24 protein-coding genes are annotated in these 24,754 nt (G+C 54.4%); 16 read left to right on the top strand and 8 right to left on the bottom strand.

The features are described 5' to 3' along the window. From bamA to tilS, 12 genes are all read left to right on the top strand, one after another. Positions 1 to 2,418 (top strand): outer membrane protein assembly factor BamA, encoded by a 2,418-nt coding sequence (gene bamA, locus DFO52_RS14540; RefSeq protein WP_047646660.1) that lies wholly within the window; start codon positions 1 to 3, stop codon positions 2,416 to 2,418. Positions 2,419 to 2,540: 122 nt separating this feature from the next. Further along, positions 2,541 to 3,035 carry a molecular chaperone Skp gene (gene skp, locus DFO52_RS14535; protein WP_029741200.1) on the top strand — a complete coding sequence of 165 codons (495 nt, stop codon included), beginning with the start codon at positions 2,541 to 2,543 and terminating at the stop codon, positions 3,033 to 3,035. Between the two features lie 3 nt (positions 3,036 to 3,038). Continuing rightward, a complete protein-coding gene (lpxD, locus tag DFO52_RS14530) occupies positions 3,039 to 4,064 on the top strand; it encodes a UDP-3-O-(3-hydroxymyristoyl)glucosamine N-acyltransferase (RefSeq protein WP_029741199.1) in 1,026 nt (341 codons plus the stop codon). A 102-nt stretch (positions 4,065 to 4,166) separates the two neighbouring features. Further along, a complete protein-coding gene (gene fabZ, locus DFO52_RS14525) occupies positions 4,167 to 4,622 on the top strand; it encodes a 3-hydroxyacyl-ACP dehydratase FabZ (protein WP_010426706.1) in 456 nt (151 codons plus the stop codon). 3 nt (positions 4,623 to 4,625) lie between these two features. Beyond that, on the top strand, positions 4,626 to 5,414 hold the full coding sequence (lpxA, locus tag DFO52_RS14520) for an acyl-ACP--UDP-N-acetylglucosamine O-acyltransferase (protein ID WP_029741198.1): 789 nt from the start codon (positions 4,626 to 4,628) through the stop codon (positions 5,412 to 5,414). Continuing rightward, entirely contained in the window at positions 5,414 to 6,562 is a 1,149-nt protein-coding gene (lpxB, locus tag DFO52_RS14515) for a lipid-A-disaccharide synthase (RefSeq protein ID WP_029741197.1), read from the top strand. Before lpxA ends, lpxB begins: the two co-directional genes overlap by 1 nt. After that, positions 6,559 to 7,155 (top strand): ribonuclease HII, encoded by a 597-nt coding sequence (gene rnhB / locus DFO52_RS14510; protein ID WP_024907528.1) that lies wholly within the window; start codon positions 6,559 to 6,561, stop codon positions 7,153 to 7,155. Before lpxB ends, rnhB begins: the two co-directional genes overlap by 4 nt. Positions 7,156 to 7,193: 38 nt before the next feature. Further along, on the top strand, positions 7,194 to 10,676 hold the full coding sequence (gene dnaE, locus DFO52_RS14505) for a DNA polymerase III subunit alpha (protein WP_029741195.1): 3,483 nt from the start codon (positions 7,194 to 7,196) through the stop codon (positions 10,674 to 10,676). A gap of 12 nt (positions 10,677 to 10,688) precedes the next feature. Then, entirely contained in the window at positions 10,689 to 11,648 is a 960-nt protein-coding gene (gene accA / locus DFO52_RS14500) for an acetyl-CoA carboxylase carboxyl transferase subunit alpha (protein WP_008501895.1), read from the top strand. A 100-nt stretch (positions 11,649 to 11,748) separates the two neighbouring features. Beyond that, entirely contained in the window at positions 11,749 to 13,881 is a 2,133-nt protein-coding gene (locus tag DFO52_RS14495) for a lysine decarboxylase LdcC (protein WP_121932525.1), read from the top strand. A 65-nt stretch (positions 13,882 to 13,946) separates the two neighbouring features. After that, positions 13,947 to 14,336: a VOC family protein gene (locus DFO52_RS14490; RefSeq protein WP_029741193.1), complete on the top strand. Its 390-nt coding sequence runs from the start codon at positions 13,947 to 13,949 to the stop codon at positions 14,334 to 14,336. A 58-nt stretch (positions 14,337 to 14,394) separates the two neighbouring features. Next, entirely contained in the window at positions 14,395 to 15,684 is a 1,290-nt protein-coding gene (tilS, locus tag DFO52_RS14485; protein ID WP_133550648.1) for a tRNA lysidine(34) synthetase TilS, read from the top strand. A 28-nt stretch (positions 15,685 to 15,712) separates the two neighbouring features. Here the strand turns inward: tilS and rof are convergent, their stop codons facing one another. After that, the gene (gene rof, locus DFO52_RS14480; protein WP_008501890.1) at positions 15,713 to 15,973 is read right to left on the bottom strand and encodes a Rho-binding antiterminator; all 261 of its coding nucleotides are present in this window, start codon (positions 15,971 to 15,973) and stop codon (positions 15,713 to 15,715) included. Then, on the bottom strand, positions 15,960 to 16,160 hold the full coding sequence (locus tag DFO52_RS14475; RefSeq protein WP_008501889.1) for a YaeP family protein: 201 nt from the start codon (positions 16,158 to 16,160) through the stop codon (positions 15,960 to 15,962). Before DFO52_RS14475 ends, rof begins: the two co-directional genes overlap by 14 nt. 196 nt (positions 16,161 to 16,356) lie before the next feature. Between DFO52_RS14475 and DFO52_RS14470 the strand changes: the two genes are divergently transcribed. From DFO52_RS14470 to nlpE, 3 genes are read left to right on the top strand one after another with little or no spacing between them, the layout of a single operon-like run. Then, entirely contained in the window at positions 16,357 to 16,902 is a 546-nt protein-coding gene (locus DFO52_RS14470) for a YaeQ family protein (RefSeq protein WP_029741190.1), read from the top strand. Next, on the top strand, positions 16,899 to 17,321 hold the full coding sequence (gene arfB / locus DFO52_RS14465) for an alternative ribosome rescue aminoacyl-tRNA hydrolase ArfB (RefSeq protein ID WP_029741189.1): 423 nt from the start codon (positions 16,899 to 16,901) through the stop codon (positions 17,319 to 17,321). Before DFO52_RS14470 ends, arfB begins: the two co-directional genes overlap by 4 nt. 34 nt (positions 17,322 to 17,355) lie before the next feature. Beyond that, positions 17,356 to 18,054 (top strand): envelope stress response activation lipoprotein NlpE, encoded by a 699-nt coding sequence (nlpE, locus tag DFO52_RS14460; protein WP_133550647.1) that lies wholly within the window; start codon positions 17,356 to 17,358, stop codon positions 18,052 to 18,054. Positions 18,055 to 18,101: 47 nt separating this feature from the next. On the opposite strand, the gene proS is transcribed toward nlpE, so the two are convergent. The 6 genes from proS to metN all read right to left on the bottom strand — a co-directional run bounded on the left by proS (position 18,102) and on the right by metN (position 23,681). Next, positions 18,102 to 19,820 carry a proline--tRNA ligase gene (proS, locus tag DFO52_RS14455; RefSeq protein WP_033144681.1) on the bottom strand — a complete coding sequence of 573 codons (1,719 nt, stop codon included), beginning with the start codon at positions 19,818 to 19,820 and terminating at the stop codon, positions 18,102 to 18,104. A 112-nt stretch (positions 19,821 to 19,932) separates the two neighbouring features. Beyond that, on the bottom strand, positions 19,933 to 20,640 hold the full coding sequence (gene tsaA, locus DFO52_RS14450; RefSeq protein ID WP_133550646.1) for a tRNA (N6-threonylcarbamoyladenosine(37)-N6)-methyltransferase TrmO: 708 nt from the start codon (positions 20,638 to 20,640) through the stop codon (positions 19,933 to 19,935). Continuing rightward, positions 20,637 to 21,041, bottom strand: a complete 405-nt coding sequence (rcsF, locus tag DFO52_RS14445) for an Rcs stress response system protein RcsF (protein WP_008501883.1) — start codon at positions 21,039 to 21,041, stop codon at positions 20,637 to 20,639. Before rcsF ends, tsaA begins: the two co-directional genes overlap by 4 nt. A 106-nt stretch (positions 21,042 to 21,147) precedes the next feature. After that, positions 21,148 to 21,963: a methionine ABC transporter substrate-binding lipoprotein MetQ gene (metQ, locus tag DFO52_RS14440; protein ID WP_014168729.1), complete on the bottom strand. Its 816-nt coding sequence runs from the start codon at positions 21,961 to 21,963 to the stop codon at positions 21,148 to 21,150. A 40-nt stretch (positions 21,964 to 22,003) separates the two neighbouring features. After that, entirely contained in the window at positions 22,004 to 22,657 is a 654-nt protein-coding gene (locus tag DFO52_RS14435; RefSeq protein ID WP_014168730.1) for a methionine ABC transporter permease MetI, read from the bottom strand. Then, entirely contained in the window at positions 22,650 to 23,681 is a 1,032-nt protein-coding gene (metN, locus tag DFO52_RS14430; RefSeq protein WP_023334590.1) for a methionine ABC transporter ATP-binding protein MetN, read from the bottom strand. The genes DFO52_RS14435 and metN overlap by 8 nt, the downstream gene beginning before the upstream one ends. A 188-nt stretch (positions 23,682 to 23,869) precedes the next feature. On the opposite strand from metN, the gene gmhB reads away from it, so the two are divergent. Then, the gene (gene gmhB / locus DFO52_RS14425) at positions 23,870 to 24,436 is read left to right on the top strand and encodes a D-glycero-beta-D-manno-heptose 1,7-bisphosphate 7-phosphatase (protein WP_029741186.1); all 567 of its coding nucleotides are present in this window, start codon (positions 23,870 to 23,872) and stop codon (positions 24,434 to 24,436) included. Positions 24,437 to 24,754 lie beyond the last annotated feature (318 nt).

Raw genomic sequence — 24,754 nt, 5'->3', positions numbered from 1 at the left:
ATGGCGATGAAAAAGTTGCTCATAGCGTCGCTGCTGTTTAGCAGCGCCACCGTATACGGTGCTGACGGGTTCGTAGTGAAAGACATTCATTTCGAAGGCCTCCAGCGTGTCGCCGTTGGTGCGGCCCTCCTCAGTATGCCTGTACGCCCCGGCGATACGGTTAATGATGATGATATCAGTAACACCATCCGTGCTCTGTTTGCCACCGGCAACTTTGAGGACGTCCGCGTCCTGCGCGATGGTGATACGCTGCTGGTACAGGTAAAAGAACGTCCGACGATCGCCAGTATCACTTTCTCCGGTAACAAGTCGGTGAAAGATGACATGCTCAAGCAGAACCTTGAAGCATCCGGTGTTCGTGTAGGTGAATCCCTGGACCGCACAACCCTTTCAGACATTGAAAAAGGTCTGGAAGACTTCTACTACAGCGTCGGTAAATACAGTGCCAGCGTGAAAGCGGTTGTCACTCCGCTGCCGCGCAACCGTGTTGACCTGAAGCTGGTCTTCCAGGAAGGTGTTTCTGCGAAGATCCAGCAGATCAACATTGTCGGCAACCACGCGTTCAGCACCGACGAACTGATCTCCACCTTCCAGCTGCGCGATGAAGTGCCATGGTGGAACGTGGTAGGCGATCGCAAATACCAGAAACAGAAACTGGCGGGCGACCTTGAAACCCTGCGCAGCTACTATCTCGATCGTGGCTATGCACGTTTCAACATCGACTCGACTCAGGTCAGTCTGACTCCGGACAAGAAAGGCATCTACATTACGGTTAACATCACTGAAGGCGAGCAGTACAAGCTTTCTGGTGTTGAAGTGAGTGGTAACCTTGCGGGGCATTCTGCTGAAATCGAATCGCTGACCAAAATTCAGCCGGGCGACCTGTACAGCGGTTCCAAAGTAACCAAAATGGAAGACAGCATTAAGAAGCTGCTCGGCCGCTATGGTTATGCTTATCCGCGCGTACAGACTCAGCCGGAAATCAATGACGCGGATAAAACCGTTAAGCTGCACGTGAATGTTGATGCGGGCAACCGTTTCTACGTGCGTAAGATTCGCTTCGTCGGTAACGACACTTCCAAAGATTCCGTTCTGCGTCGCGAAATGCGTCAGATGGAAGGCGCATGGTTGGGAAGCGACCTTGTTGATCAGGGTAAAGAGCGTCTGAACCGTCTGGGCTATTTTGAAACGGTGGATACCGATACCCAGCGCGTACCGGGCAGCCCGGATCAGGTTGATGTCGTATATAAAGTGAAAGAGCGCAACACCGGTAGCTTCAACTTCGGTGTGGGCTACGGTACTGAAAGTGGCGTCAGCTTCCAGGTCGGCGTGCAGCAGGATAACTGGCTGGGTACGGGTTACTCTGTCGGTATTAACGGCACCAAAAACGATTACCAGACCTACTCTGAGTTCTCTGTGACTAACCCATACTTCACCGTAGACGGTGTGAGCCTGGGCGGTCGTATCTTCTATAACGACTTTAAAGCAGATGACGCGGACCTGTCTTCATACACCAACAAGAGTTACGGTGTAGACGGTACGCTTGGCTTCCCGGTTAACGAATACAACACCCTGCGTGCAGGCTTGGGTTACGTGCATAACGACCTGTCCAACATGCAACCGCAGGTGGCGATGTGGCGTTATCTGGACTCTATCGGCCAGTCAACCAGTAAAAATGGTAATGACAATGGCTTCGCGGCGGATGACTTCACCTTTAACTACGGCTGGACCTATAACCGTCTCGACCGTGGTTACTTCCCAACGGAAGGTTCTCGCGTCAACCTGAACGGTAAAGTTACCGTGCCGGGTTCCGATAACGAGTTCTATAAGGTCACGCTGGATACCGCGTCCTACTTCCCGATCGATGACGATCACAAGTGGGTGGTTCTGGGTCGTACCCGTTGGGGCTATGGTGATGGTCTGGGTGGCAAAGAACTGCCATTCTATGAAAACTTCTATGCGGGTGGCTCCAGCACCGTTCGTGGTTTCCAGTCCAACAACATTGGTCCTAAAGCGGTTTACTACGGCGGAAACGACAAAGATAACTGTAATAAGACTTCCTCGTCCGAAGTCTGTAGCTCCAATGACGCGGTGGGCGGTAACGCCATGGCCGTTGCCAGCCTGGAGTTCATCACACCAACGCCGTTTATCAGTGATAAATACGCGAACTCGGTCCGTACGTCCTTCTTCTGGGATGCCGGTACCGTATGGGATACCAACTGGCAGAATACTGCCCAGATGCGCGCAGAAGGCATTCCTGACTACAGCGATCCGAGCAATATTCGCATGTCTGCCGGTATCGCATTACAATGGATGTCACCGCTGGGGCCGTTGGTCTTCTCCTACGCCCAGCCGTTTAAGAAATATGATGGAGATAAGTCGGAGCAATTCCAGTTTAACATTGGTAAAACCTGGTAATAATCCGCTGCAAAGGAATGCGTTGGCAGTGTAGCGCTGACAACTGGCGATCGGTAACACGGTCGCCTTGCCACGCAAAGAACGGTACCTTCTGGTGCCAATGGGATGGTAAGGAGTTAATTGTGAAAAAGTGGTTATTAGCTGCAGGTCTCGGTTTAGCGATGGCAACTTCTGCTCAGGCAGCAGACAAAATTGCAATCGTCAACATGGGTAATTTGTTCCAGCAGGTTGCACAGAAAACGGGTGTTTCTGCGACTCTGGAAAACGAATTCAAAGGCCGTGCAAGCGAACTGCAGGGTATGGAAAACGATCTTCAGTCCAAAATGCAGCGTCTGCAGCGTGATGGTTCTACCATGAAAGCAAGCGACCGCAGCAAGCTGGAAAAAGACGTAATGGCTCAGCGCCAGGCGTTCTCTCAGAAAGCGCAGGCTTTCGAGCAGGATCGTCAGCGTCGTTCTAACGAAGAACGCGGCAAGCTGGTTACTCGCATTCAGACCGCTGTTAAATCAGTGGCTGCCGATCAGAACATCGATCTGGTTGTTGATGCGAACGCTGTAGCTTTCAACGGCAGCGATGTTAAAGACATCACCGCTGATGTTCTGAAACAGGTTAAATAAGTAATGCCTTCAATTCGACTGGCTGATTTAGCTCAGCAGTTGGATGCAGAATTACACGGTGATGGCGATATCGTCATCACCGCTGTTGCGTCCATGCAATCTGCTAAAGCTGGCACGATTACCTTCATGGTAAGCCCTAAGTACCGTGAGCAACTGGCTCAATGCCAGGCGTCAGCTGTTGTTCTGACGCAGGACGATCTTCCATTTGCCACTGTAAGCGCGCTGGTAGTGAAAAACCCCTACCTGACGTATGCACGCATGGCTCAAATTCTTGATACTACGCCGCAGCCGGCCCAGGACATTGCTGCCAGTGCAGCGATTGACGCGACGGCCAGGCTTGGTAGCAACGTCGCCGTTGGCGCAAATGCGGTTATCGAATCCGGCGTAGTGCTGGGCGATAACGTCGTCATTGGCCCGGGCTGCTTCGTTGGGAAAAATACGAAAATCGGCGCCGGGACCCGTTTATGGGCCAATGTGTCCGTTTATCATGATGTTGAAATTGGCGAAAATTGCCTTGTCCAGTCCAGCACCGTGATTGGTTCTGACGGCTTTGGTTACGCTAACGATCGCGGTAACTGGGTTAAGATCCCGCAGCTTGGTCGCGTTATTATTGGCGATCGCGTAGAGATCGGCGCCTGTACCACCATTGACCGTGGCGCGCTTGACGACACGATCATTGGCAATGGTGTTATCATCGATAACCAGTGCCAGATTGCGCATAATGTTGTGATTGGCGACAATACCGCGGTTGCGGGTGGCGTCATCATGGCAGGCAGCCTGAAAATTGGCCGTTATTGCATGATTGGCGGCGCGAGCGTGATTAATGGCCATATGGAAATATGCGACAAGGTCACTGTGACGGGAATGGGCATGGTAATGCGTCCTATCACTGAACCTGGCGTCTATTCCTCAGGTATTCCGCTACAACCCAACAAGGTATGGCGTAAAACAGCAGCTCTGGTGATGAATATTGATGATATGAGCAAGCGCCTCAAGTCTCTTGAGCGTAAGATCGATCAACAAGATTAAGCGTCATCCGTTGAACGCTATTTTTCCCGGCCTGTCGGCTTTCTAATAAACCGGCAGGCCGTGTTATTATTGTTATCAGTACATTTTGACAGGAAGAGTATTTTGACTACTGACACTCATACTCTGCATATTGAAGAGATTTTAGAACTTCTGCCGCACCGCTACCCGTTTCTGCTGGTAGACCGTGTGCTGGATTTTGAAGAAGGTCGTTTTCTGCGCGCAGTGAAAAATGTTTCCGTGAACGAGCCGTTTTTCCAGGGGCACTTCCCTGGTAAGCCTATCTTCCCGGGTGTGTTGATTCTGGAAGCGATGGCTCAGGCTACCGGTATTCTGGCGTTTAAAAGCGTCGGCAAACTGGAGCCAGGTGAGTTGTATTACTTCGCGGGTATTGATGAAGCGCGCTTTAAGCGCCCTGTCGTGCCTGGTGATCAGATGATCATGGAAGTCACTTTTGAAAAAACGCGTCGTGGCCTGACTCGCTTCAAAGGCGTAGCGCTGGTTGACGGCAAAGTTGTTTGCGAAGCGACCATGATGTGTGCTCGTAGCCGGGAGTCCTGATACGTGATTGATAAATCCGCCTTTATTCATCCTACCGCTATTGTGGAAACCGGTGCCATCATTGGCGCTAACGTCCACGTTGGCCCGTTTTGTATTGTTGGACCCCATGTCGAAATTGGTGAGGGTACAGTACTGAAATCTCACGTTGTGGTGAATGGTCACACGACCATTGGCTGCAATAACGAGATCTATCAGTTCGCCTCCATCGGCGAAGTTAACCAGGATCTGAAATATGCTGGTGAGTCGACCCGTCTGGAAATTGGCGATCGTAACCGTATTCGCGAAAGCGTCACCATTCATCGTGGAACAGTACAGGGTGGTGGGTTGACGAAGGTGGGCAGCGATAACCTGTTTATGGTTAATGCGCATATCGCGCACGACTGTACCGTGGGTGACCGCTGTATTCTTGCCAACAACGCAACGCTGGCAGGACACGTATCGGTTGATGACTTCGCAATTATTGGCGGCATGACCGCAGTCCATCAGTTCTGCATCATTGGTGCGCACGTGATGGTAGGCGGTTGCTCCGGTGTGGCGCAGGACGTTCCCCCGTATGTGATTGCGCAGGGCAACCATGCCACGCCGTTTGGCGTGAACATCGAAGGCCTCAAGCGTCGTGGTTTTAGTCGCGAAGCGATTACTGCCATCCGCAACGCGTACAAACTGCTGTACCGTAGCGGTAAAACGCTGGAAGAGGCGAAGCCGGAAATTGCCGAACTGGCGAATAAGCACCCGGAAGTGAACGCGTTCATGGAATTCTTTGACCGTTCAACAAGGGGGCTGATTCGTTAATGGTCGACAGTCGTCCGCTTACGATAGCCCTGGTCGCCGGAGAAACCTCCGGCGATATTCTTGGTGCCGGTCTCATCCGCGCGCTTAAGGCGCGTGTACCCAATGCTCGCTTTGTCGGCGTTGCTGGCCCGCTGATGCAGGCCGAAGGCTGTGAAGCCTGGTATGAAATGGAAGAGCTCGCCGTGATGGGCATCGTTGAGGTGCTGGGACGGCTACGCCGTTTGCTGCACATCCGTGCCGATCTCACCCGCCGCTTTACCGAACTCAAACCCGATGTGTTTGTCGGTATCGATGCGCCTGATTTCAACATTACCCTCGAAGGGAATCTGAAAAAGCAGGGTATCAAAACGATTCACTACGTCAGTCCGTCCGTCTGGGCGTGGCGACAGAAACGCGTTTTCAAAATCGGACGGTCCACCAACCTGGTGCTGGCTTTCCTGCCTTTCGAAAAAGCGTTTTACGACAGATTTAATGTTCCGTGCCGTTTTATCGGTCATACCATGGCGGATGCGATGCCATTGGAACCGGATAAAAACGCGGCGCGCGACGCGTTGGGCATCCCGCATGATGTGCACTGTCTGGCACTGCTGCCAGGCAGCCGTGGCGCAGAAGTTGAGATGCTGAGCGCCGATTTCCTCAAAACAGCGCAAATTCTTCGCCAGACCTATCCGGATCTTGAAGTGGTTGTTCCGCTGGTAAATGCCAAACGCCGCGAGCAGTTTGAGCGCATCAAAGCGGAAGTCGCCCCGGATCTTCACGTCCGTCTTCTGGACGGGAAAGGGCGGGAAGCGATGTATGCGAGCGATGCCGCGCTGCTGGCCTCCGGTACGGCGGCGCTGGAATGTATGCTGGCGAAATGCCCTATGGTGGTCGGTTATCGCATGAAGCCGTTCACCTTCTGGCTGGCAAAACGTCTGGTGAAAACGGATTATGTCTCCCTGCCAAACCTGCTTGCCGGGCGCGAGCTGGTGAAAGAGCTGCTGCAGGACGAGTGCCAGCCGCAGGCGCTCGCCGATGCGCTACTGCCGCTGCTCGCCAACGGCAAGACCAGCCACCAGATGCACGATACCTTCCGCGAACTGCATCAACTGATCCGCTGTAATGCCGATGAGCAAGCGGCGGATGCGGTGCTGGAGCTAGCAAAATGATGGAATTTGTTTATCCTCACACTCGTCTTGTGGCGGGTGTGGACGAAGTGGGCCGTGGCCCGTTAGTCGGGGCCGTGGTGACCGCCGCGGTGATCCTCGATCCGGCTCGCCCGATTATCGGGCTGAACGACTCTAAAAAATTGTCTGAAAAGCGCCGTCTGGCGCTGTTTAGTGAGATTCAGGAGAAGGCGCTGGCCTGGAGCCTGGGGCGCGCTGAACCGCATGAAATAGACGAGCTGAATATTTTGCATGCCACGATGCTGGCGATGCAGCGTGCGGTAGCAGGCCTGAAAATTTCCCCGGAATATGTCCTGATTGACGGCAACCGCTGTCCGGCATTGCCCATGCCTTCAATGGCGGTCGTCAAAGGCGATAGCCGGGTCGCAGAAATTAGCGCAGCTTCTATTATTGCCAAAGTGACGCGCGACGCCGAAATGGCCGCGCTGGATCTCACTTACCCTCAGTATGGTTTCGCCCAGCATAAGGGGTATCCCACACCTTTCCATCTGGAAAGGCTGGCTGAACATGGCGCAACCGAACACCACCGTCGCAGCTTTGGCCCGGTGAAGCGCGCGCTGGGACGGGTGTCCTGAATCAATACGCAAGCAATTAAGTTACGCGGAATCTGAAGATGGCTGAACCACGTTTCGTACACCTGCGGGTGCATAGCGACTACTCCATGATCGATGGGCTGGCGAAGACCGGGCCACTGGTAAAAAAGGCGGCCTCCCTTGGCATGCCCGCGCTGGCGATCACCGATTTTACCAACCTGTGTGGCCTGGTGAAGTTCTACGGAACGGCGCACGGCGCGGGGATAAAGCCCATCGTCGGGGCGGATTTTCATGTGCAGAGCGATCTCATCGGCGATGAAATGACGCAAATCTCCGTGCTGGCGATGAACAACACGGGCTATCAAAACCTCACTCTGCTTATCTCAAAAGCCTATCAGCGTGGATATGGTGCGCTGGGCCCGTGGATCGACAGGGACTGGCTGGCTGAGCTGAACGAAGGGCTGCTGCTGATCTCTGGCGGCCGTATGGGCGATGTCGGCAAATGCCTGCTGCGCGGCAATAGCGCGCTGGTGGATCAATGCGTCTCGTTCTATGAAGAGTATTTCCCGGATCGTTATTATCTGGAGCTGATCCGCACCGGTCGCCAGGACGAAGAGAGCTATCTTCATGCGGCAGTCGCACTTGCGGAAGAACGCGGGCTGCCGGTCGTCGCGACAAACGATGTGCGGTTCCTCGAGCCGGGGGATTTTGACGCCCACGAAATTCGCGTGGCGATCCATGATGGCTTCACGCTCGACGATCCCAAACGACCGCGTAATTACTCCGCTCAGCAGTACATGCGCAGCGAGGAGGAGATGTGTGAACTCTTCTCCGATATCCCCGAAGCGCTGGAAAACAGCGTGGAGATCGCCAAGCGCTGTAACGTTACCGTTCGCCTCGGCGAATACTTCCTGCCGCAGTTCCCGACGGGTGATATGACCACGGAAGATTTCCTGGTCGTGAAATCAAAAGAAGGTCTGGAAGAGCGTCTGGAATTCCTGTTTCCGGATGAGGCCGTTCGCAAAGAGAAGCGGCCGCCGTACGATGAGCGCCTGGATATTGAACTCCAGGTCATCAACCAGATGGGCTTCCCGGGCTACTTCCTGATCGTAATGGAGTTTATCCAGTGGTCGAAGGATAACGGCGTTCCGGTCGGACCGGGGCGTGGCTCCGGTGCAGGATCGCTTGTGGCCTATGCGCTTAAAATTACCGACCTCGATCCGCTTGAATTCGACCTGCTGTTCGAACGTTTCCTTAACCCGGAACGTGTCTCCATGCCCGACTTTGACGTCGACTTCTGCATGGAGAAACGCGACCAGGTGATCGAGCACGTTGCCGATATGTACGGCCGTGATGCGGTATCGCAGATTATTACGTTCGGTACGATGGCGGCGAAAGCGGTTATCCGCGACGTCGGCCGCGTGCTGGGCCACCCGTACGGGTTTGTCGATCGCATTTCTAAGCTGGTGCCGCCCGATCCGGGCATGACGCTGGCAAAAGCGTTTGAAGCCGAACCTCAGCTGCCGGAAATCTACGAAGCCGACGAAGAAGTTAAAGCGCTGATCGACATGGCGCGCAAGCTGGAAGGCGTCACGCGTAACGCCGGTAAGCATGCGGGGGGCGTGGTTATCGCGCCGACCAAAATTACCGACTTCGCGCCGCTCTACTGTGATGAAGCGGGTGAGCATCCGGTTACTCAGTTTGATAAGAACGACGTGGAATACGCCGGGCTGGTGAAGTTTGACTTCCTCGGCCTGCGTACGCTGACGATCATCGACTGGGCGCTGAAGATGATCAACCCGCGCCGGGAAAAGCAGGGCCTTGAGCCGATAGACATTGCCGCCATCCCGCTGGATGACAAGAAAAGTTTCGACATGCTGCAGCGCTCGGAGACGACAGCCGTCTTCCAGCTTGAATCCCGCGGTATGAAAGACCTGATTAAACGTCTGCAGCCCGACTGCTTCGAAGATATGATCGCACTGGTCGCCCTGTTCCGTCCGGGCCCACTGCAGTCAGGGATGGTAGATAACTTTATCGACCGTAAGCACGGTCGCGAAGAGATTTCTTACCCGGACGTTCAGTGGCAGCATGAAAGCCTGAAGCCGGTACTGGAACCAACCTACGGCATTATCCTGTATCAGGAACAGGTTATGCAGATTGCTCAGGTGCTTTCCGGCTATACGCTCGGCGGCGCGGACATGCTGCGTCGTGCGATGGGTAAGAAAAAGCCGGAAGAGATGGCCAAGCAGCGTTCCATCTTTGAAGACGGGGCGAAGAAAAACGGCGTTGACGGCGAGCTGGCGATGAAAATCTTCGACCTGGTGGAGAAATTCGCCGGGTACGGATTTAACAAATCCCACTCCGCTGCCTATGCTTTGGTGTCGTATCAAACGCTGTGGCTGAAAGCGCACTATCCTGCTGAATTTATGGCGGCGGTAATGACGGCCGATATGGACAACACCGAGAAGGTGGTTGGCCTGGTGGACGAGTGCTGGCGCATGGGGCTTAAGATCCTGCCGCCGGATATTAACTCAGGGCTCTACCACTTCCACGTCAACGACGACGGAGAGATCGTTTACGGGATCGGCGCGATCAAAGGCGTGGGCGAAGGTCCGATCGAGGCGATCATCGAAGCGCGTAACAACGGCGGGTATTTCCGCGAGCTGTTCGATCTTTGCGCCCGTACTGACACCAAAAAACTGAACCGTCGCGTGCTGGAAAAACTGATCATGTCCGGCGCGTTTGACAGGCTGGGGCCGCACCGCGCCGCGCTGATGAACTCGCTGGGCGACGCGCTGAAAGCGGCGGATCAGCATGCAAAAGCGGAAGCCATTGGTCAGGCGGATATGTTCGGGGTGCTGGCGGAAGAGCCAGAGCAGATCGAGCAATCTTATTCCAACTGCCAGCCGTGGCCAGAACAGGTGGTACTGGATGGGGAGCGTGAGACGTTAGGCTTGTACCTGACGGGGCACCCGATCAACCAGTACATCAAAGAAATTGAGCGCTATGTCGGCGGCCACAGGCTTAAAGACATGCATCCGACAGAACGTGGTAAAATCACCACGGCTGCGGGGCTCGTGATTGCCGCAAGGGTTATGGTCACCAAGCGCGGCAATCGTATCGGCATCTGTACGCTGGATGACCGTTCCGGGCGTCTGGAGGTGATGTTGTTCACCGATGCGCTGGATAAATACCAGCAATTGCTGGAAAAAGACCGCATACTTATCGTCAGCGGACAGGTCAGCTTTGATGACTTCAGCGGGGGGCTTAAAATGACCGCCCGCGAAGTGATGGACATTGACGAAGCCCGGGAAAAATATGCTCGCGGGCTTGCTATCTCGCTGACGGACAGGCAAATTGATGACCAGCTTTTAAACCGACTCCGTCAGTCTCTGGAACCCCACCGCTCGGGGACAATTCCAGTACATCTCTACTATCAGAGGGCGGATGCACGCGCGCGGTTGCGCTTTGGTGCAACGTGGCGTGTCTCTCCGAGCGATCGTTTACTGAACGATCTCCGTGGCCTCATTGGTTCGGAGCAGGTGGAACTGGAGTTTGACTAATACAGGAATACTATGAGTCTGAATTTCCTTGATTTCGAACAGCCGATTGCTGAGCTGGAAGCGAAAATCGATTCTCTGACAGCGGTAAGCCGTCAGGATGAAAAACTGGATATTAACATCGACGAAGAAGTGCATCGTCTGCGCGAGAAAAGCGTAGAGCTGACGCGCAAAATCTTTGCCGATCTCGGCGCATGGCAGGTGGCCCAGCTGGCTCGCCATCCACAGCGTCCGTACACCCTGGATTATGTCCGCCTGGCGTTTGACGAATTTGACGAACTGGCAGGCGATCGCGCATACGCTGACGATAAAGCTATCGTTGGCGGTATCGCGCGTCTGGACGGACGCCCGGTGATGATCATTGGTCATCAGAAAGGTCGTGAAACCAAAGAGAAAATCCGTCGTAACTTCGGTATGCCAGCACCAGAAGGCTACCGTAAAGCCCTGCGCCTGATGGAGATGGCTGAGCGTTTCAACATGCCAATCATCACCTTCATCGACACCCCGGGTGCATACCCTGGCGTGGGCGCGGAAGAGCGCGGTCAGTCTGAAGCCATCGCGCGCAACCTGCGCGAGATGTCTCGTCTGAAGGTGCCGGTCATCTGTACCGTTATCGGTGAGGGTGGTTCCGGCGGTGCGCTGGCGATTGGCGTGGGCGATAAAGTGAATATGCTGCAGTACAGCACCTATTCCGTTATCTCTCCGGAAGGCTGCGCATCCATTCTGTGGAAAAGCGCCGACAAAGCGCCGCTGGCTGCAGAAGCCATGGGCATCATTGCGCCACGCCTGAAAGAGCTTAAGCTGATCGACTCTATTATCCCGGAACCGCTGGGTGGTGCGCATCGTAAGCCGGAAGTAATGGCGGCTTCTCTGAAAGCGCAGCTTCTGGCTGACCTGGCAGATCTGGACGTGCTGAGCAAAGAAGATCTGCTCAACCGTCGTTACCAGCGTCTGATGACCTACGGTTACGCGTAAGCTTCACAATTATCTGAAAAGCCGCACAATGTTGCGGCTTTTTTTATACCTGCGGTTTAGCCGGACTATGCTTAGCTAATGTTTTTTAGGGAGGAAGCCCATGAATATCATTGCCATTATGGGGCCGCACGGCGTCTTTTATAAAGATGAGCCAATTAAGGAGCTGGAGCAAGCCCTGCAGTCGCGCGGGTATCAGCTAATCTGGCCGCACAACAGCGCCGACCTGCTGAAGTTCATCGAGCATAACCCGCGTATCTGCGGCGTGATCTTCGACTGGGACGAATACGATCTCGAACTGTGCAGCGATATCAACAAGCTGAACGAATACCTCCCGCTGTACGCGTTTATTAATACTCACTCAACCATGGACGTCAGCGCCAATGATATGCGTATGGCGCTGTGGTTCTTTGAATATTCGCTCGGCGTGGCTGAAGATATTGCGACCCGAATTCAGCAATATACCGGTGAATATCTCGATAACATCACTCCACCGTTTACTCGCGCGCTCTTCACCTACGTGAAGGAGGGCAAATATACCTTCTGTACGCCAGGTCATATGGCGGGAACGGCCTATCAAAAAAGCCCGGTGGGCTGCCTGTTCTATGATTTCTTCGGTGGCAACACCCTGAAAGCGGACGTGTCAATTTCAGTCACCGAATTAGGCTCTCTGCTGGATCACACCGGCCCGCATCTGGAAGCCGAAGAGTATATCGCCCGCACCTTTGGCGCCGAGCAGAGCTATATGGTGACCAACGGCACTTCGACCTCGAACAAAATCGTCGGGATGTACGCTGCGCCTGCTGGCAGCACCTTGCTGATTGACCGTAACTGCCATAAATCGCTGGCACATCTGCTGATGATGAGCGACGTCGTACCGCTCTGGCTGTCGCCCACGCGTAACGCGCTCGGTATTCTTGGGGGTATTCCGCGCCGGGAGTTCACCCATGACGCCATTGAACGTAAGGTTGCGGCAATTCCTGGCGCAAGCTGGCCTGTCCATGCGGTGATCACCAACTCCACCTACGACGGTCTGCTGTACAACACGAACTGGATCAAAAAGACTCTCGACGTGCCGTCGATCCACTTCGATTCCGCATGGGTGCCGTACACTAATTTCCATCCGATTTACGCCGGCAAAAGCGGCATGAGCGGTGAACGCGTGCCGGGTAAAGTGTTCTTCGAAACGCAGTCGACCCATAAAATGCTGGCGGCGTTTTCCCAGGCTTCGCTTATTCACATCAAAGGCGAGTACGACGAAGACACGTTCAACGAAGCCTTTATGATGCATACAACCACCTCACCGAGCTATCCGCTGGTAGCCTCCATAGAAACGGCCGCAGCGATGCTGCGCGGCAATCCGGGCAAACGACTCATCAACCGTTCGGTAGAACGCGCGCTGCATTTCCGCAAAGAGGTGCAGCGGCTGAAAGATGAAGCCGACGGCTGGTTCTTTGATATCTGGCAGCCGGAAGAGATTGATGAAGCAGAATGCTGGCCCGTCTCGCCCGGAGAAGACTGGCATGGCTTCCGGGATGCCGATAGCGACCATATGTTCCTCGACCCGGTAAAAGTGACGATCCTGACGCCGGGCATGGATGAGCAGGGCAAGATGAGCGATGAAGGTATTCCGGCCGCGCTGGTCGCGAAATTCCTTGATGAACGTGGCGTGGTGGTGGAGAAAACCGGTCCCTATAACCTGCTGTTCCTGTTCAGCATCGGGATCGACAAAACCCGCGCGATGGGGCTGTTGCGCGGCCTGATGGAGTTTAAGCGCGCCTACGATCTCAACCTGCGGGTGAAGAATATGCTGCCGGATCTCTACGCGGAAGATCCTGACTTCTATCGAAATATGCGCATTCAGGATCTGGCCCAGGGGATCCACAGGCTGATCCGTCAGCACGATCTGCCGCGTCTGATGCTTCAGGCGTTCGATGTCTTACCGGAGATGAAGTTTACCCCGCACAAGGCATGGCAGCGCCAGGTGAAAGGGGAGGTCGAAACCGTCGAGCTGGAAAACCTGGTCGGGCGCGTATCGGCTAACATGATCCTGCCTTACCCGCCGGGCGTTCCGCTCCTGATGCCGGGAGAGATGATTACCGAAGAGAGTCGGGCCGTGCTCGATTTCCTGCTGATGCTCTGTTCGGTAGGACGCCACTATCCCGGTTTTGAGACGGATATCCACGGCGCGAAGCGCGACGAGAACGGCGTTTACTGGGTGCGAGTCCTAAAATAAGGGGGACCGCTTGCCAGGTGCGGGTTTTCGGTTGTAACGTTCAGGCATCATAAAAAGGAGAAGCTATGCTGGGTTTAAAACAGGTTCATCATATTGCGATCATTGCGACCGACTACGCGAAAAGTAAGGCCTTCTACTGCGACATCTTGGGCTTTACGCTCATGAGCGAGGCCTACCGCGAGGAGCGTGACTCCTGGAAGGGCGACCTGGCGTTAAACGGGCAATATGTGATTGAGCTGTTCTCTTTTCCTTTTCCGCCTGCGCGTCCGTCCCGCCCGGAAGCCTGTGGCCTACGTCATCTTGCCTTTAGCGTCGATGACCTGGATAGCGCCGTCAAACATCTGGAAGCGCACGGAGTGACGTGCGAAGCGATTCGCGTCGATCCCTTCACCGACAAGCGCTTTACCTTTTTCAACGACCCGGACGGCCTGCCGCTGGAGCTTTATCAGCAGTAATGGTTGTCCTGTGTGATAATGCCCGCTCAGTTCGGGCATTTTTTATGTGTAATCTCCTATGACCTTACCCGCTATCGCACAAGCCGTATCACCGTACCGCCAGCTGCTGGTGGGGTTTAGCGGTGGCCTGGATTCCACCGTGTTGCTGCATCGCCTTAAGCGCTGGCGCGATCGGGAACCTGACGTCCAGCTTCGGGCGATGCATATTCACCACGGATTAAGTCCTCACGCAGAGGAGTGGGTGGCGCACTGCGAAGCCTTGTGTGCGGCCTGGGCGATTTCGCTCATCGTGAAGCGCGTCACGCTTGCGGAGGAAGGGCTGGGCATCGAGGCGCAGGCGCGTAAAGCCCGCTATGCCGCATTTGCCGGGGCATTACGTCCTGGAGAAGCGCTGGTCACGGCCCAGCATCTGGACGATCAGTGTGAAACCTTTCTGCTGGCGCTTAAGCGGGGTAGCGGGCCGGCGGGGCTTTCTGCCATGCCGGCGCGTTCTGAATTTGCCGGTACTACGCTACTGCGTCCGCTGCTTGGTGAGACGCGTGACTCACTGGAAAACTGGGCGCGAGAACATCAGCTGAACTGGATCGAAGATGAGAGTAACCAGGATGACGGCTATGACCGTAACTTCCTGCGCCTGCGCGTCCTCCCGCTTTTAGGCGAGCGCTGGCCGCATTTCGCCGACGCGACGGCAAGAAGCGCCATGCTGTGCGCCGAACAGGAGTCATTGCTGGATGAGCTGTTGAGCGACGAGCTGGCTGCACTCATTTCTGCCGACGGGGCGTTGGCGATCGCACCGATGAAAGCGATGAGCCCGGTACGTCGCGCCGCGCTGCTACGACGCTGGCTGGCCTTTCATCGCGCCGCGATGCCGTCGCGGACAATGCTGAGTCGTATCTGGGACGAAGTCGCCCTGGCGCGGGATGATGCTTCCCCGTGCGTCCATCTGAACGGTTTTGAGGTGAGACGCTATAAAGGCGAACTCTGGTGGATAAAATCCACGCCCTCGCTGACCGATGTGGTGCTCGACTGGCTTTCTCCTGACGCACCGCTGCCATTGCCCTGTGAGGCAGGACGCGTCTCTCTCCTGCTGTCTGGTCATGTGCGGCTGCCGAAGCCCGGTGAACCGGTTACCGTGCGCTTTAAGGCTGGCGGCATGCTGCATATCGTCGGGCGCAACGGGGGACGGAAGCTGAAGAAAATATGGCAGGAGTGTAACGTGCCGCCGTGGCTGCGCGACACCACGCCGCTACTGTTCTACGGTGAAACGCTTATCGCTGCGGCAGGGGTTTTCATCACGGAAGAGGGGTGGTCAGAAGAGGGTGTCCGTTTTGAGTGGCAAAAAGCGTAACGGGCAGCCTGGCTGCCCGTTAGTGTCATCAGGATTCGCTCACCACGACGGTGCCGATTTGCGGGTGGCTGAAGCTGGCTATTTTGTCCAGACGCAGCTCACGCGTCGCACCGGCGTCTTCCACTATCAGGTATTCCACATTCTTTCGTGAAACCAGATCGCTGGCTTTCGCCTTCAACACTTCGCCATCTTTTAGCTCCAGCGTCAGTAATAAATGATGCTGGCAGGCGAGTTCGAGGTTGTCATAGTCATCACAATTAATGGGTTGATAAGTATCATTCATCGACATAATCGCTCACCAGTAAATTCGCCGCAGCATACGCTGCTTTTTCCCTGACCGACTCTGAAAGGCTCTCATCAGAGGCCACTTCATTAAGCACTTTCAATACACAGCCCAACGCGTCCGGGACATACCCCAGATCTCCGCTGGCGATTTCCGCATACCGTTTGCGAATTAACTCACAATAATTATTCACATCCCCTCCCGCCAGCGCACTGACTTACTGTGAGATATCATTAAGCCTACGAAGATAAACTCGGTTTAGCAAGGTGACTATACCATACTCATTTAAGCAATATCAGAGCCTTGATAGCGGTGTATTTAACACCCTGTAACAGCCTTTTGCCGCGGTTTTCGCTACAATGTGCGCCTGATTCGAATGGAGTTCTCTCATGGCGCTGAAAGCGACAATTTATAAAGCAGTGGTCAATGTGGCCGATCTGGATCGCAACCAGTTCCTCGACGCGTCGCTTACGCTGGCACGCCACCCCTCCGAAACCCAGGAGCGCATGATGCTGCGCCTGCTGGCGTGGATTAAGTATGCCGACGAGCGCCTGCAGTTTTCCCGTGGGTTAAGCGCAGAAGACGAGCCTGAAGCCTGGCTGCGCAACGATCATCTGGGTATCGATTTGTGGATCGAACTCGGCCTGCCGGACGAGCGCAGAATTAAGAAGGCCTGCACCCAGTCCGCTGAAGTGGCCTTATTCGCGTATAATCAGCGCGCTGCGGAGATCTGGTGGCAGCAAAACAAGAGCAAGTGCGGACAGTTTAAAAATCTCGCGGTCTGGTATCTGGATGATGAGCAGCTGGCGCAGTTGAGCGAATTTGCCAGCCGGACCATGGTTTTGCAGGCGACGATTCAGGATGGCGCCATCTGGCTCTCTGATTCTCAGAATAATCTGGAAATTCATTTAACGGCGTGGCAACCCGCGTCATGATCGTCTTGTCCCGAAACGTCAGCATTCCTGACGGCGAGCTGGAGATCACCGCCATCCGTGCGCAGGGGGCAGGCGGGCAGCACGTTAACAAGGCGTCGACGGCTATCCATTTGCGTTTTGACATTCGGGCCTCAAGCCTGCCAGAGTATTATAAAGAAAGCCTGCTTGCCGCCAGTCATCACCTGATCACCAGCGATGGCGTGATTGTGATCAAAGCCCAGGAGTACCGCAGCCAGGAGCTCAACCGGGAAGCGGCGCTAGCCAGGCTGGTGGCGGTCATCAAAGAGTTAACGACAGTACAAAAAAGCCGCCGGGCAACGCGGCCAACCCGCGCATCGAAAGAGCGTCGGTTGTCCTCTAAGGCACAAAAATCCACAGTGAAAGCACTACGCGGTAAAGTTCGTCGCCCGACAGAGTGACGAAAGGGAACACACTTTTCATAAGGAATTCATTGTGAAAAAAGTATTATGGTCAGCGCTGGCAGCGAGTACGCTGTTTGCGCTTTTTGGGTGTAACAACCGCTCCGAAACGCAGGTTTTACAACCCACGCAAACGGAAGAATTAAAACCAATGCAGCAAAGCTGGCGCGGCGTATTGCCTTGCGCGGACTGCGAAGGCATTGAAACGTCTCTGTTCCTGCAAAAAGACGGCACCTGGGTGATGAATCAGCGCTATCAGGGCGCTAAAGAGCCTTCTTCTTTTGCAACTTATGGAACCTGGGCGCGTACGGCGGAGAAGCTGGTCCTGACGGATACCACCGGTGAGAAAACATTTTTCCGCGCCAAAGGTGAGGGAATGGAGATGCTTGACCGCCAAGGCAACCCGATTGAATCCCAGTTCAACTACACGCTTGCGCCGGTAAAAGCGGCTCTGCCTGCCACGCCGATGGCAATGCGGGGAATGTACTTCTATATGGCGGATGCGGCGATCTTTACCGACTGCGCAACCGGCAGGAAGGTCAGCGTGGCAAATAATGCGCAGCTTGAACGTGATTACGCTGTGGCACGCGGCAATGACAGCAAGCCGGTATTGCTTACGGTTGACGGTCACTTTACGCTGGAGCCAAACCCGGATAGCGGGGAGATGGTGAAAACGCTGGTGGCAGATAAAGACGCGAAGTTTGTTGCGGGTAAAGACTGTAACAGTAAATAAGCTGACGCTGTGCCATTAAAAAACCCCGCCTGAGCGGGGTTTTTTGTTTAGCCTTTGATGGCTTTCACCAGGTAATCAAGAATGTCGCCGGTCTTGATCATCTGTTTTTCGCCGCTGCGACGGTATTTGTATTCAATCTCATCGCTGTCGAGGTTACGGTCGCCGATGACGACGGTGTGCGGGATACCGATCAGTTCCATATCGGCGAACATTACGCCTGGACGCTCTTTACGGTCATCCATCAGCACTTCGATACCCTGTGCGCGCAGCTCGGCATACAGCTTCTCGGCCAGCTCCTGCACGCGGTAAGACTTGTGCATGTTCATTGGCAGAATGGCCACCTGGAACGGCGCAATATTGTCCGGCCAGACGATGCCGCGTTCGTCGTAGTTCTGCTCAATTGCCGCAGCTACCACGCGCGTCACCCCAATACCGTAGCAACCCATGGTCAGGATCTGGTTACGGCCATCTTCACCCTGAACAGCGGCGTTCAGCGCGCGAGAGTATTTATCGCCCAGCTGGAAGATGTGACCGACTTCGATGCCGCGCTTAATCATCAGGGTACCCTGACCGTCCGGGCTTGGATCGCCTGCAACCACGTTACGGATGTCAGCCACTTCCGGCGTCGCCACGTCGCGATCCCAGTTGATGCCGAAGTAGTGTTTACCGTCGATGTTCGCACCTGCAGAGAAGTCGCTCATTGCGGCAACCGTGCGGTCAATAACAACCGGCACCGGCAGGTTGACTGGACCCAGCGAACCTGGACCCGCATTCACCACGGCGCGGATTTCCGCTTCCGTTGCGAACGTCAGCGGGCTGGCTACCTGCGGCAGCTTCTCGGCTTTCACTTCGTTCAGCTCGTGATCGCCACGCACCAGCAGGGCAACCAGCGGGTAAGCGCTACCTTCGGTGGATTTCACCAGCAGCGTTTTTACGGTTTTTTCGACAGGCAGATTGAACTGCTCAACCAGCTCGGCAATGGTTTTCGCGTTTGGCGTATCAACCAGCGTCATCTCTTGCGTTGCCGCGCCGCGCGGCTCTTTTGGTGCCAGCGCTTCTGCAAATTCGATATTCGCCGCGTAGTCTGAAGAGTCAGAGAAGATCACATCGTCTTCACCGCTCTGTGCCAGTACCTGGAACTCATGGGATGCGCTACCGCCGATGGAGCCGGTATCAGCCTGCACAGCACGGAAATCCAGACCCATGCGGGAGAAGATTTTGCTGTAAGCCGCGTACATTGCGTCGTAAGTCTCTTGCAGTGATTCCTGAGAGGTATGGAAAGAGTAGGCATCTTTCATCAGGAATTCGCGAGAGCGCATAACGCCGAAACGCGGACGAACTTCGTCACGGAACTTGGTCTGGATCTGGAAGAAGTTCAGCGGCAGCTGTTTGTAAGAGCTCAGCTCATTACGAATCAGGTCGGTAATGACTTCTTCATGCGTTGGGCCGAGAACGAAAGGACGCTCGCCGCGATCGACGAAGCGCAGCAGTTCAGGACCATATTGTTCCCAACGGCCGCTCTCCTGCCACAGGTCAGCGGGCTGAACCACAGGCATGGACACCTCGATAGCACCGGCGTTGTTCATCTCTTCACGCACGATGTTTTCGACTTTTTTCAGGACGCGCACGCCGGTCGGCAGCCAGGTGTATAACCCGGAGGCCAGCTTGCGGATCATCCCGGCGCGCAGCATCAGCTGATGGCTGATCACTTCGGCGTCGGCAGGCGTCTCCTTCAGAGTGGAGAGCAGATATTGGCTAGTACGCATGTTGTTACGGTTCCATTTCGACGATTGGAACAGGCTGAAACACCAGCCTGACACAAAAAAAGTGGTTTAGTTTACCAGTGTGGCAAAGATGCCAAAAGAGAGGAGAACAAAATTACCTGGGTTCAAGGGCAAACACTTCAAAACCTGCCCCGGTGACGCGCCAGCGAACGTTAAAATCCATCAGCCAGACGGCGTACGTTTTTCCTTCTTCCTCTTCTTTACGGTAGGCCGGACGAGGGTCCTGTGCCAGAACTTCAGTGATGAAATCCTGTAAGCGAGGATAGCGTTTCTCCAGCTGACCGAGCTGCGCGGTTATCTCTGGCGTAAAATAAACAGGCATGTCCGCCTGCGGCGCGTCCTGAGCATAGCTTGCACGCGCGTCCGGGAGGGCTTCGGCGAAGGGCAAATAGGGTTTGATGTCGATTACCGGCGTGCCGTCTACCAGGTCCAGGCTACCTAACTCCAGTATCACCCGATCTTTCTGGCAGCGTATGCCTTTCAGTTCAACCAGCGACATGCCAACCGGGTTTGGGCGGAAGGTCGAGCGAGTCGCAAACACGCCCATTCTCGCATTTCCGCCAAGACGAGGAGGACGCACGGTAGGTCGCCAGCCGCCTTCCATCGTCTGGTGAAACACGAACACCACCCATAAATGGCTGAAAGCCTCGAGCCCGCGTACCGCATCGGCCTGATTGTAAGGCGCAATCAGGTGAAGCTCACCGCTTCCGCTGGTCACAAGACCGGGCTGGCGGGGGACGGCGAACTTCTCTTTATAAGGAGAGTGGATAACGCCTATCTGCTCGAACTGAAATGCACTCATTTCGCCGTGATGTTCAGCGCAGAACCGATGCAAACCGCCTGACGATAGCAGCCCGGCGTGCCGCTGGTGACTTCGCAGCTGTGCAGCAGAACCGCGTTGGCTTTCATTTTTGCGGCATTAATCTGCATGCGTTTACGCGCTGTCGGAATATTCGGTGGTGAGTCCTGATTGGTCGCCTGACAGGATTCGCCGCTCACTTCGCCCAGTTCACGGAACGGTTTACCGACGAGTTCGTCTGCTTTCGTGATAATGCGAACCGGTGCAGGGCGAACCACTTTCGGTTTCGCAGGCTCGGTTTTTGGCGGGGTTGCCGTGCTTTGAACAGGTTCAACGGGAGATCTGCTTAGCATAGAACAGCCGCTCAGCATGAGTGCTAAAAGACAGATCGGTAAAGCACGCATAATAGTTCCTCAATGGATAATCAAAACGTCAGATATTGAATCAGTTGACTGCACAAATGACAAGACGGGCATAAGCCCGTCCTGATGATATTACACTGAGGTGAGATTACCAGCCTTTAACAGCGCCGCCGTTAAACACTTTGTTGGCTTCCTGGTAAACTTCATCAGACTGATAAGCCTGAACGAATTTCTTCACGTTTTCCGCGTCCTTGTTGTCTTCGCGAGTCACGATCAGGTTAACGTACGGGGAGTCTTTATCTTCTACGAAGATACCGTCTTTGGCTGGCGTCAGGCCAATCTGGCTGGCGTAAGTGGTGTTGATAACGGCCAGGGCAATCTGCGCATCGTCCAGAGAACGTGGCAGCTGCGGTGCTTCCAGTTCAACAATTTTCAGATTTTTCGGGTTCTCGGTGACATCCAGAACGGTTGGCAGCAGGCCAACACCGTCTTTCAGTTTGATCAGGCCCACTTTCTGCAGCAGCAGCAGGGAACGACCAAGGTTGGTTGGGTCATTAGGCACGGCAACCTGAGAGCCCGGCTGCAGCTCGTCCAGAGATTTAATTTTCTTAGAGTAACCGGCAATTGGATAAACGAAGGTGTTACCGACGCCCACCAGTTTATAGCCGCGATCTTTGATCTGCTGATCCAGGTATGGCTTATGCTGGAAGGCGTTAGCATCGATATCGCCTTTGCTCAGCGCTTCGTTCGGCAGAACGTAATCGTTGAAGGTTACCAGCTCAACGTCCAGGCCATACTTCTCTTTCGCCACTTTCTGAGCAACTTCAGCAACCTGTTGTTCTGCACCCACGATAACGCCCACTTTAATGTGGTTTGGATCTTTTTCGTCCTGACCGCAACCCACCAGTGCCAGAGAGCCGATCAGCGCGCCTACTGCTGCAAAGGTCTTTAATTTAAACGCCATGTTTTATCCTTAACTCGTAGAGTTTGTGTTGTGTGTAACGTTATTTGTGAGTAACGGTCCGGACGATGCGATCGCCAGAGAACTGAATTAAATAAACCAGAACAACCAGCAATACCAGAACGGTATTCATCACGGTAGCGTTATATCCAATATAGCCGTACTGGTAACCAATCTGGCCTAAACCGCCAGCGCCAACTGCACCACCCATTGCGGAATAACCGACCAGCGTGATGAGCGTGATGGTTGCCGCGTTCACCAGGCCCGGCAGTGCTTCCGGGAGCAGAACTTTGCGGACGATCTGCATCGGCGTTGCGCCCATCGCGCGGGAAGCCTCAATCAGACCTGTCGGGATTTCCAGCAGGGCGTTCTCCACCATACGGGCGATAAACGGCGCTGCGCCTACGGTCAGCGGAACGATGGCCGCCTGCAGACCGATAGACGTTCCGACGATCACGCGGGTAAACGGAATCATCCACACCAGCAGAATAATGAAGGGAATAGAACGGAAGATGTTGACCAGCGCAGAGAGCGTACGGTACAGCTTCGCGTTCTCAATGATTTGACCCGGACGCGTCACGTACAGCAATACGCCGACCGGCAGGCCAATCACAAAACCAAAGAAGCCAGAGACAAAGGTCATTGCCAGCGTTTCCCAAACGCCGCGAACCAGCAGCCACATCATCGGCTCAGACATAACCCAGTACCTCTACTTTTACGTGGTGTTCTTGCAGCCAGGCAATCGCGGCCTGGGTTTCTTCTTGTGTGCCGTGCATTTCTGTCAGCATGATGCCGAACTTCACGCCACCGGCGTAATCCATCTGCGCGCTGATGATGTTGTTGTTCACGTTAAAGCGACGCGCGGTTTCGGAAAGCAGGGGAGCGTCAACGGACTGACCGGTGAACTCCATGCGCAGCATCGGGACGCTGTCTGCCGTCGGTTCGGTTTTCAAACGCTCCAGATAATCTTCCGGAATATCCAGATGCAGCGTGGACTGGATGAACTGCTGTGCCAGAGGCGTCTTCGGATGCGAAAACACTTCACTTACCGTGTCCTGCTCGATCAGTTCACCGTTGCTGATGACCGCCACGCAGTCGCAGATGCGTTTCACCACGTCCATCTCATGTGTAATAAGGAGGATCGTCAGGCCCAGGCGACGGTTAATGTCTTTCAGCAATTCCAGAATTGAACGCGTGGTTGCCGGATCCAGTGCGCTGGTGGCTTCATCGCACAGCAGTACCTTAGGGTTGCTTGCCAGCGCGCGGGCAATGGCCACACGCTGCTTTTGCCCACCGGACAGATTGGCCGGGTAGCTATCATGCTTGTCGCCCAGACCCACGAGGTCGAGCAGCTCGGTAACGCGACGCTTCACTTCTTCTTTCGGCGTGTTATCCAGCTCAAGCGGCAGGGCAACGTTGCCGAACACGGTGCGGGAGGCCAGCAGGTTAAAGTGCTGGAAGATCATGCCAATCTGACGACGCGCTTTGGTGAGTTCTTTCTCTGAGAGGGCGGTAAGTTCCTGGCCGCCAACTTCTACGCTGCCCTGGGTTGGGCGCTCAAGCAGGTTAACACAACGAATCAGCGTGCTTTTACCTGCACCCGATGCGCCAATGACGCCATAAATTTGACCAGCAGGAACATGCAGGCTGACGTTGTTCAGCGCCTGAATGGTTCGGTTCCCCTGCTGGAACACTTTGGTGATATTGGAAAGTTTAATCATTAGATTATTTTTATCGTATGTAAGTTAGCCGTGGCATTTTCTTCTGCCAGATACGGGTGATGACCGTAAACAAAACGGATGTTAAGGCATCCAGACGTCTAAATCAATCCAACTCTGTACGATGAGCACTTTATTGCGCTGCGATTCATGAGATACTAGTCGAACATGCCTTTTTCAGGAGCAAACCGGTGGCAAAATCAGTACCCGCAATTTTTCTTGATCGTGACGGCACTATTAATGTGGATCACGGTTATGTCCATGAGATTGATGAGTTCGAGTTTATCGAGGGCGTAATAGATGCCATGCGCCAGCTGAAAGAGATGGGCTATGCGCTGGTGGTGGTGACGAACCAGTCCGGTATTGCACGCGGTAAATTCACCGAAGCGCAGTTCGAAACGCTGACGGAATGGATGGACTGGTCGCTGGCCGACCGAGGCGTGGATCTCGACGGTATCTACTATTGTCCGCACCACCCGCAGGGAACGGTAGAAGCGTATCGCCAGACCTGTGACTGCCGTAAGCCGCATCCGGGGATGTTCATCTCTGCGCAGGAGTTCCTGCACATTGATATGTCTGCTTCTTATATGGTGGGCGATAAACTGGAAGATATGCAGGCAGCCGCCGCAGCGGGTGTAGGGACCAAAATATTAGTTCGCACCGGTAAGCCAGTGACGCCAGAAGCAGAAAATGCAGCGGATTGGGTGATTAATAGTCTGGCCGATCTGCCAAAAGAGATTAAAAAGCACCAAAAATAGCCTTTTTGGTGAAAAGGTGAGCGGTTGAAATAAAAATGCATTTTTCCGCTTGTCATTCCTCGGCGGCCCCCTATAATGCGCCTCCATCGACACGGCGGATGTGAATCACTTCACACAACAAGCGGTTCGGTTGAAGAGAAAAAATCCTGAAATAACGGGTTGACTCTGAAAGAGGAAAGCGTAATATACGCCACCTCGCAACGGTGAGCGAAAGCCGCGTTGCACTGCTCTTTAACAATTTATCAGACAATCTGTGTGGGCACTCAAAGTGACATGGATTCTTAACGTCGCAAGACGAAAAATGAATACCAAGTCTCT

Origin of the sequence: Enterobacter sp. AG326 (genome assembly GCF_004362415.1) — a bacterium.
Lineage (GTDB): Bacteria > Pseudomonadota > Gammaproteobacteria > Enterobacterales > Enterobacteriaceae > Enterobacter > Enterobacter asburiae.
Note: the sequence above shows the minus strand (reverse complement) of the source record. Positions and strands in the feature narration are given on the sequence as shown.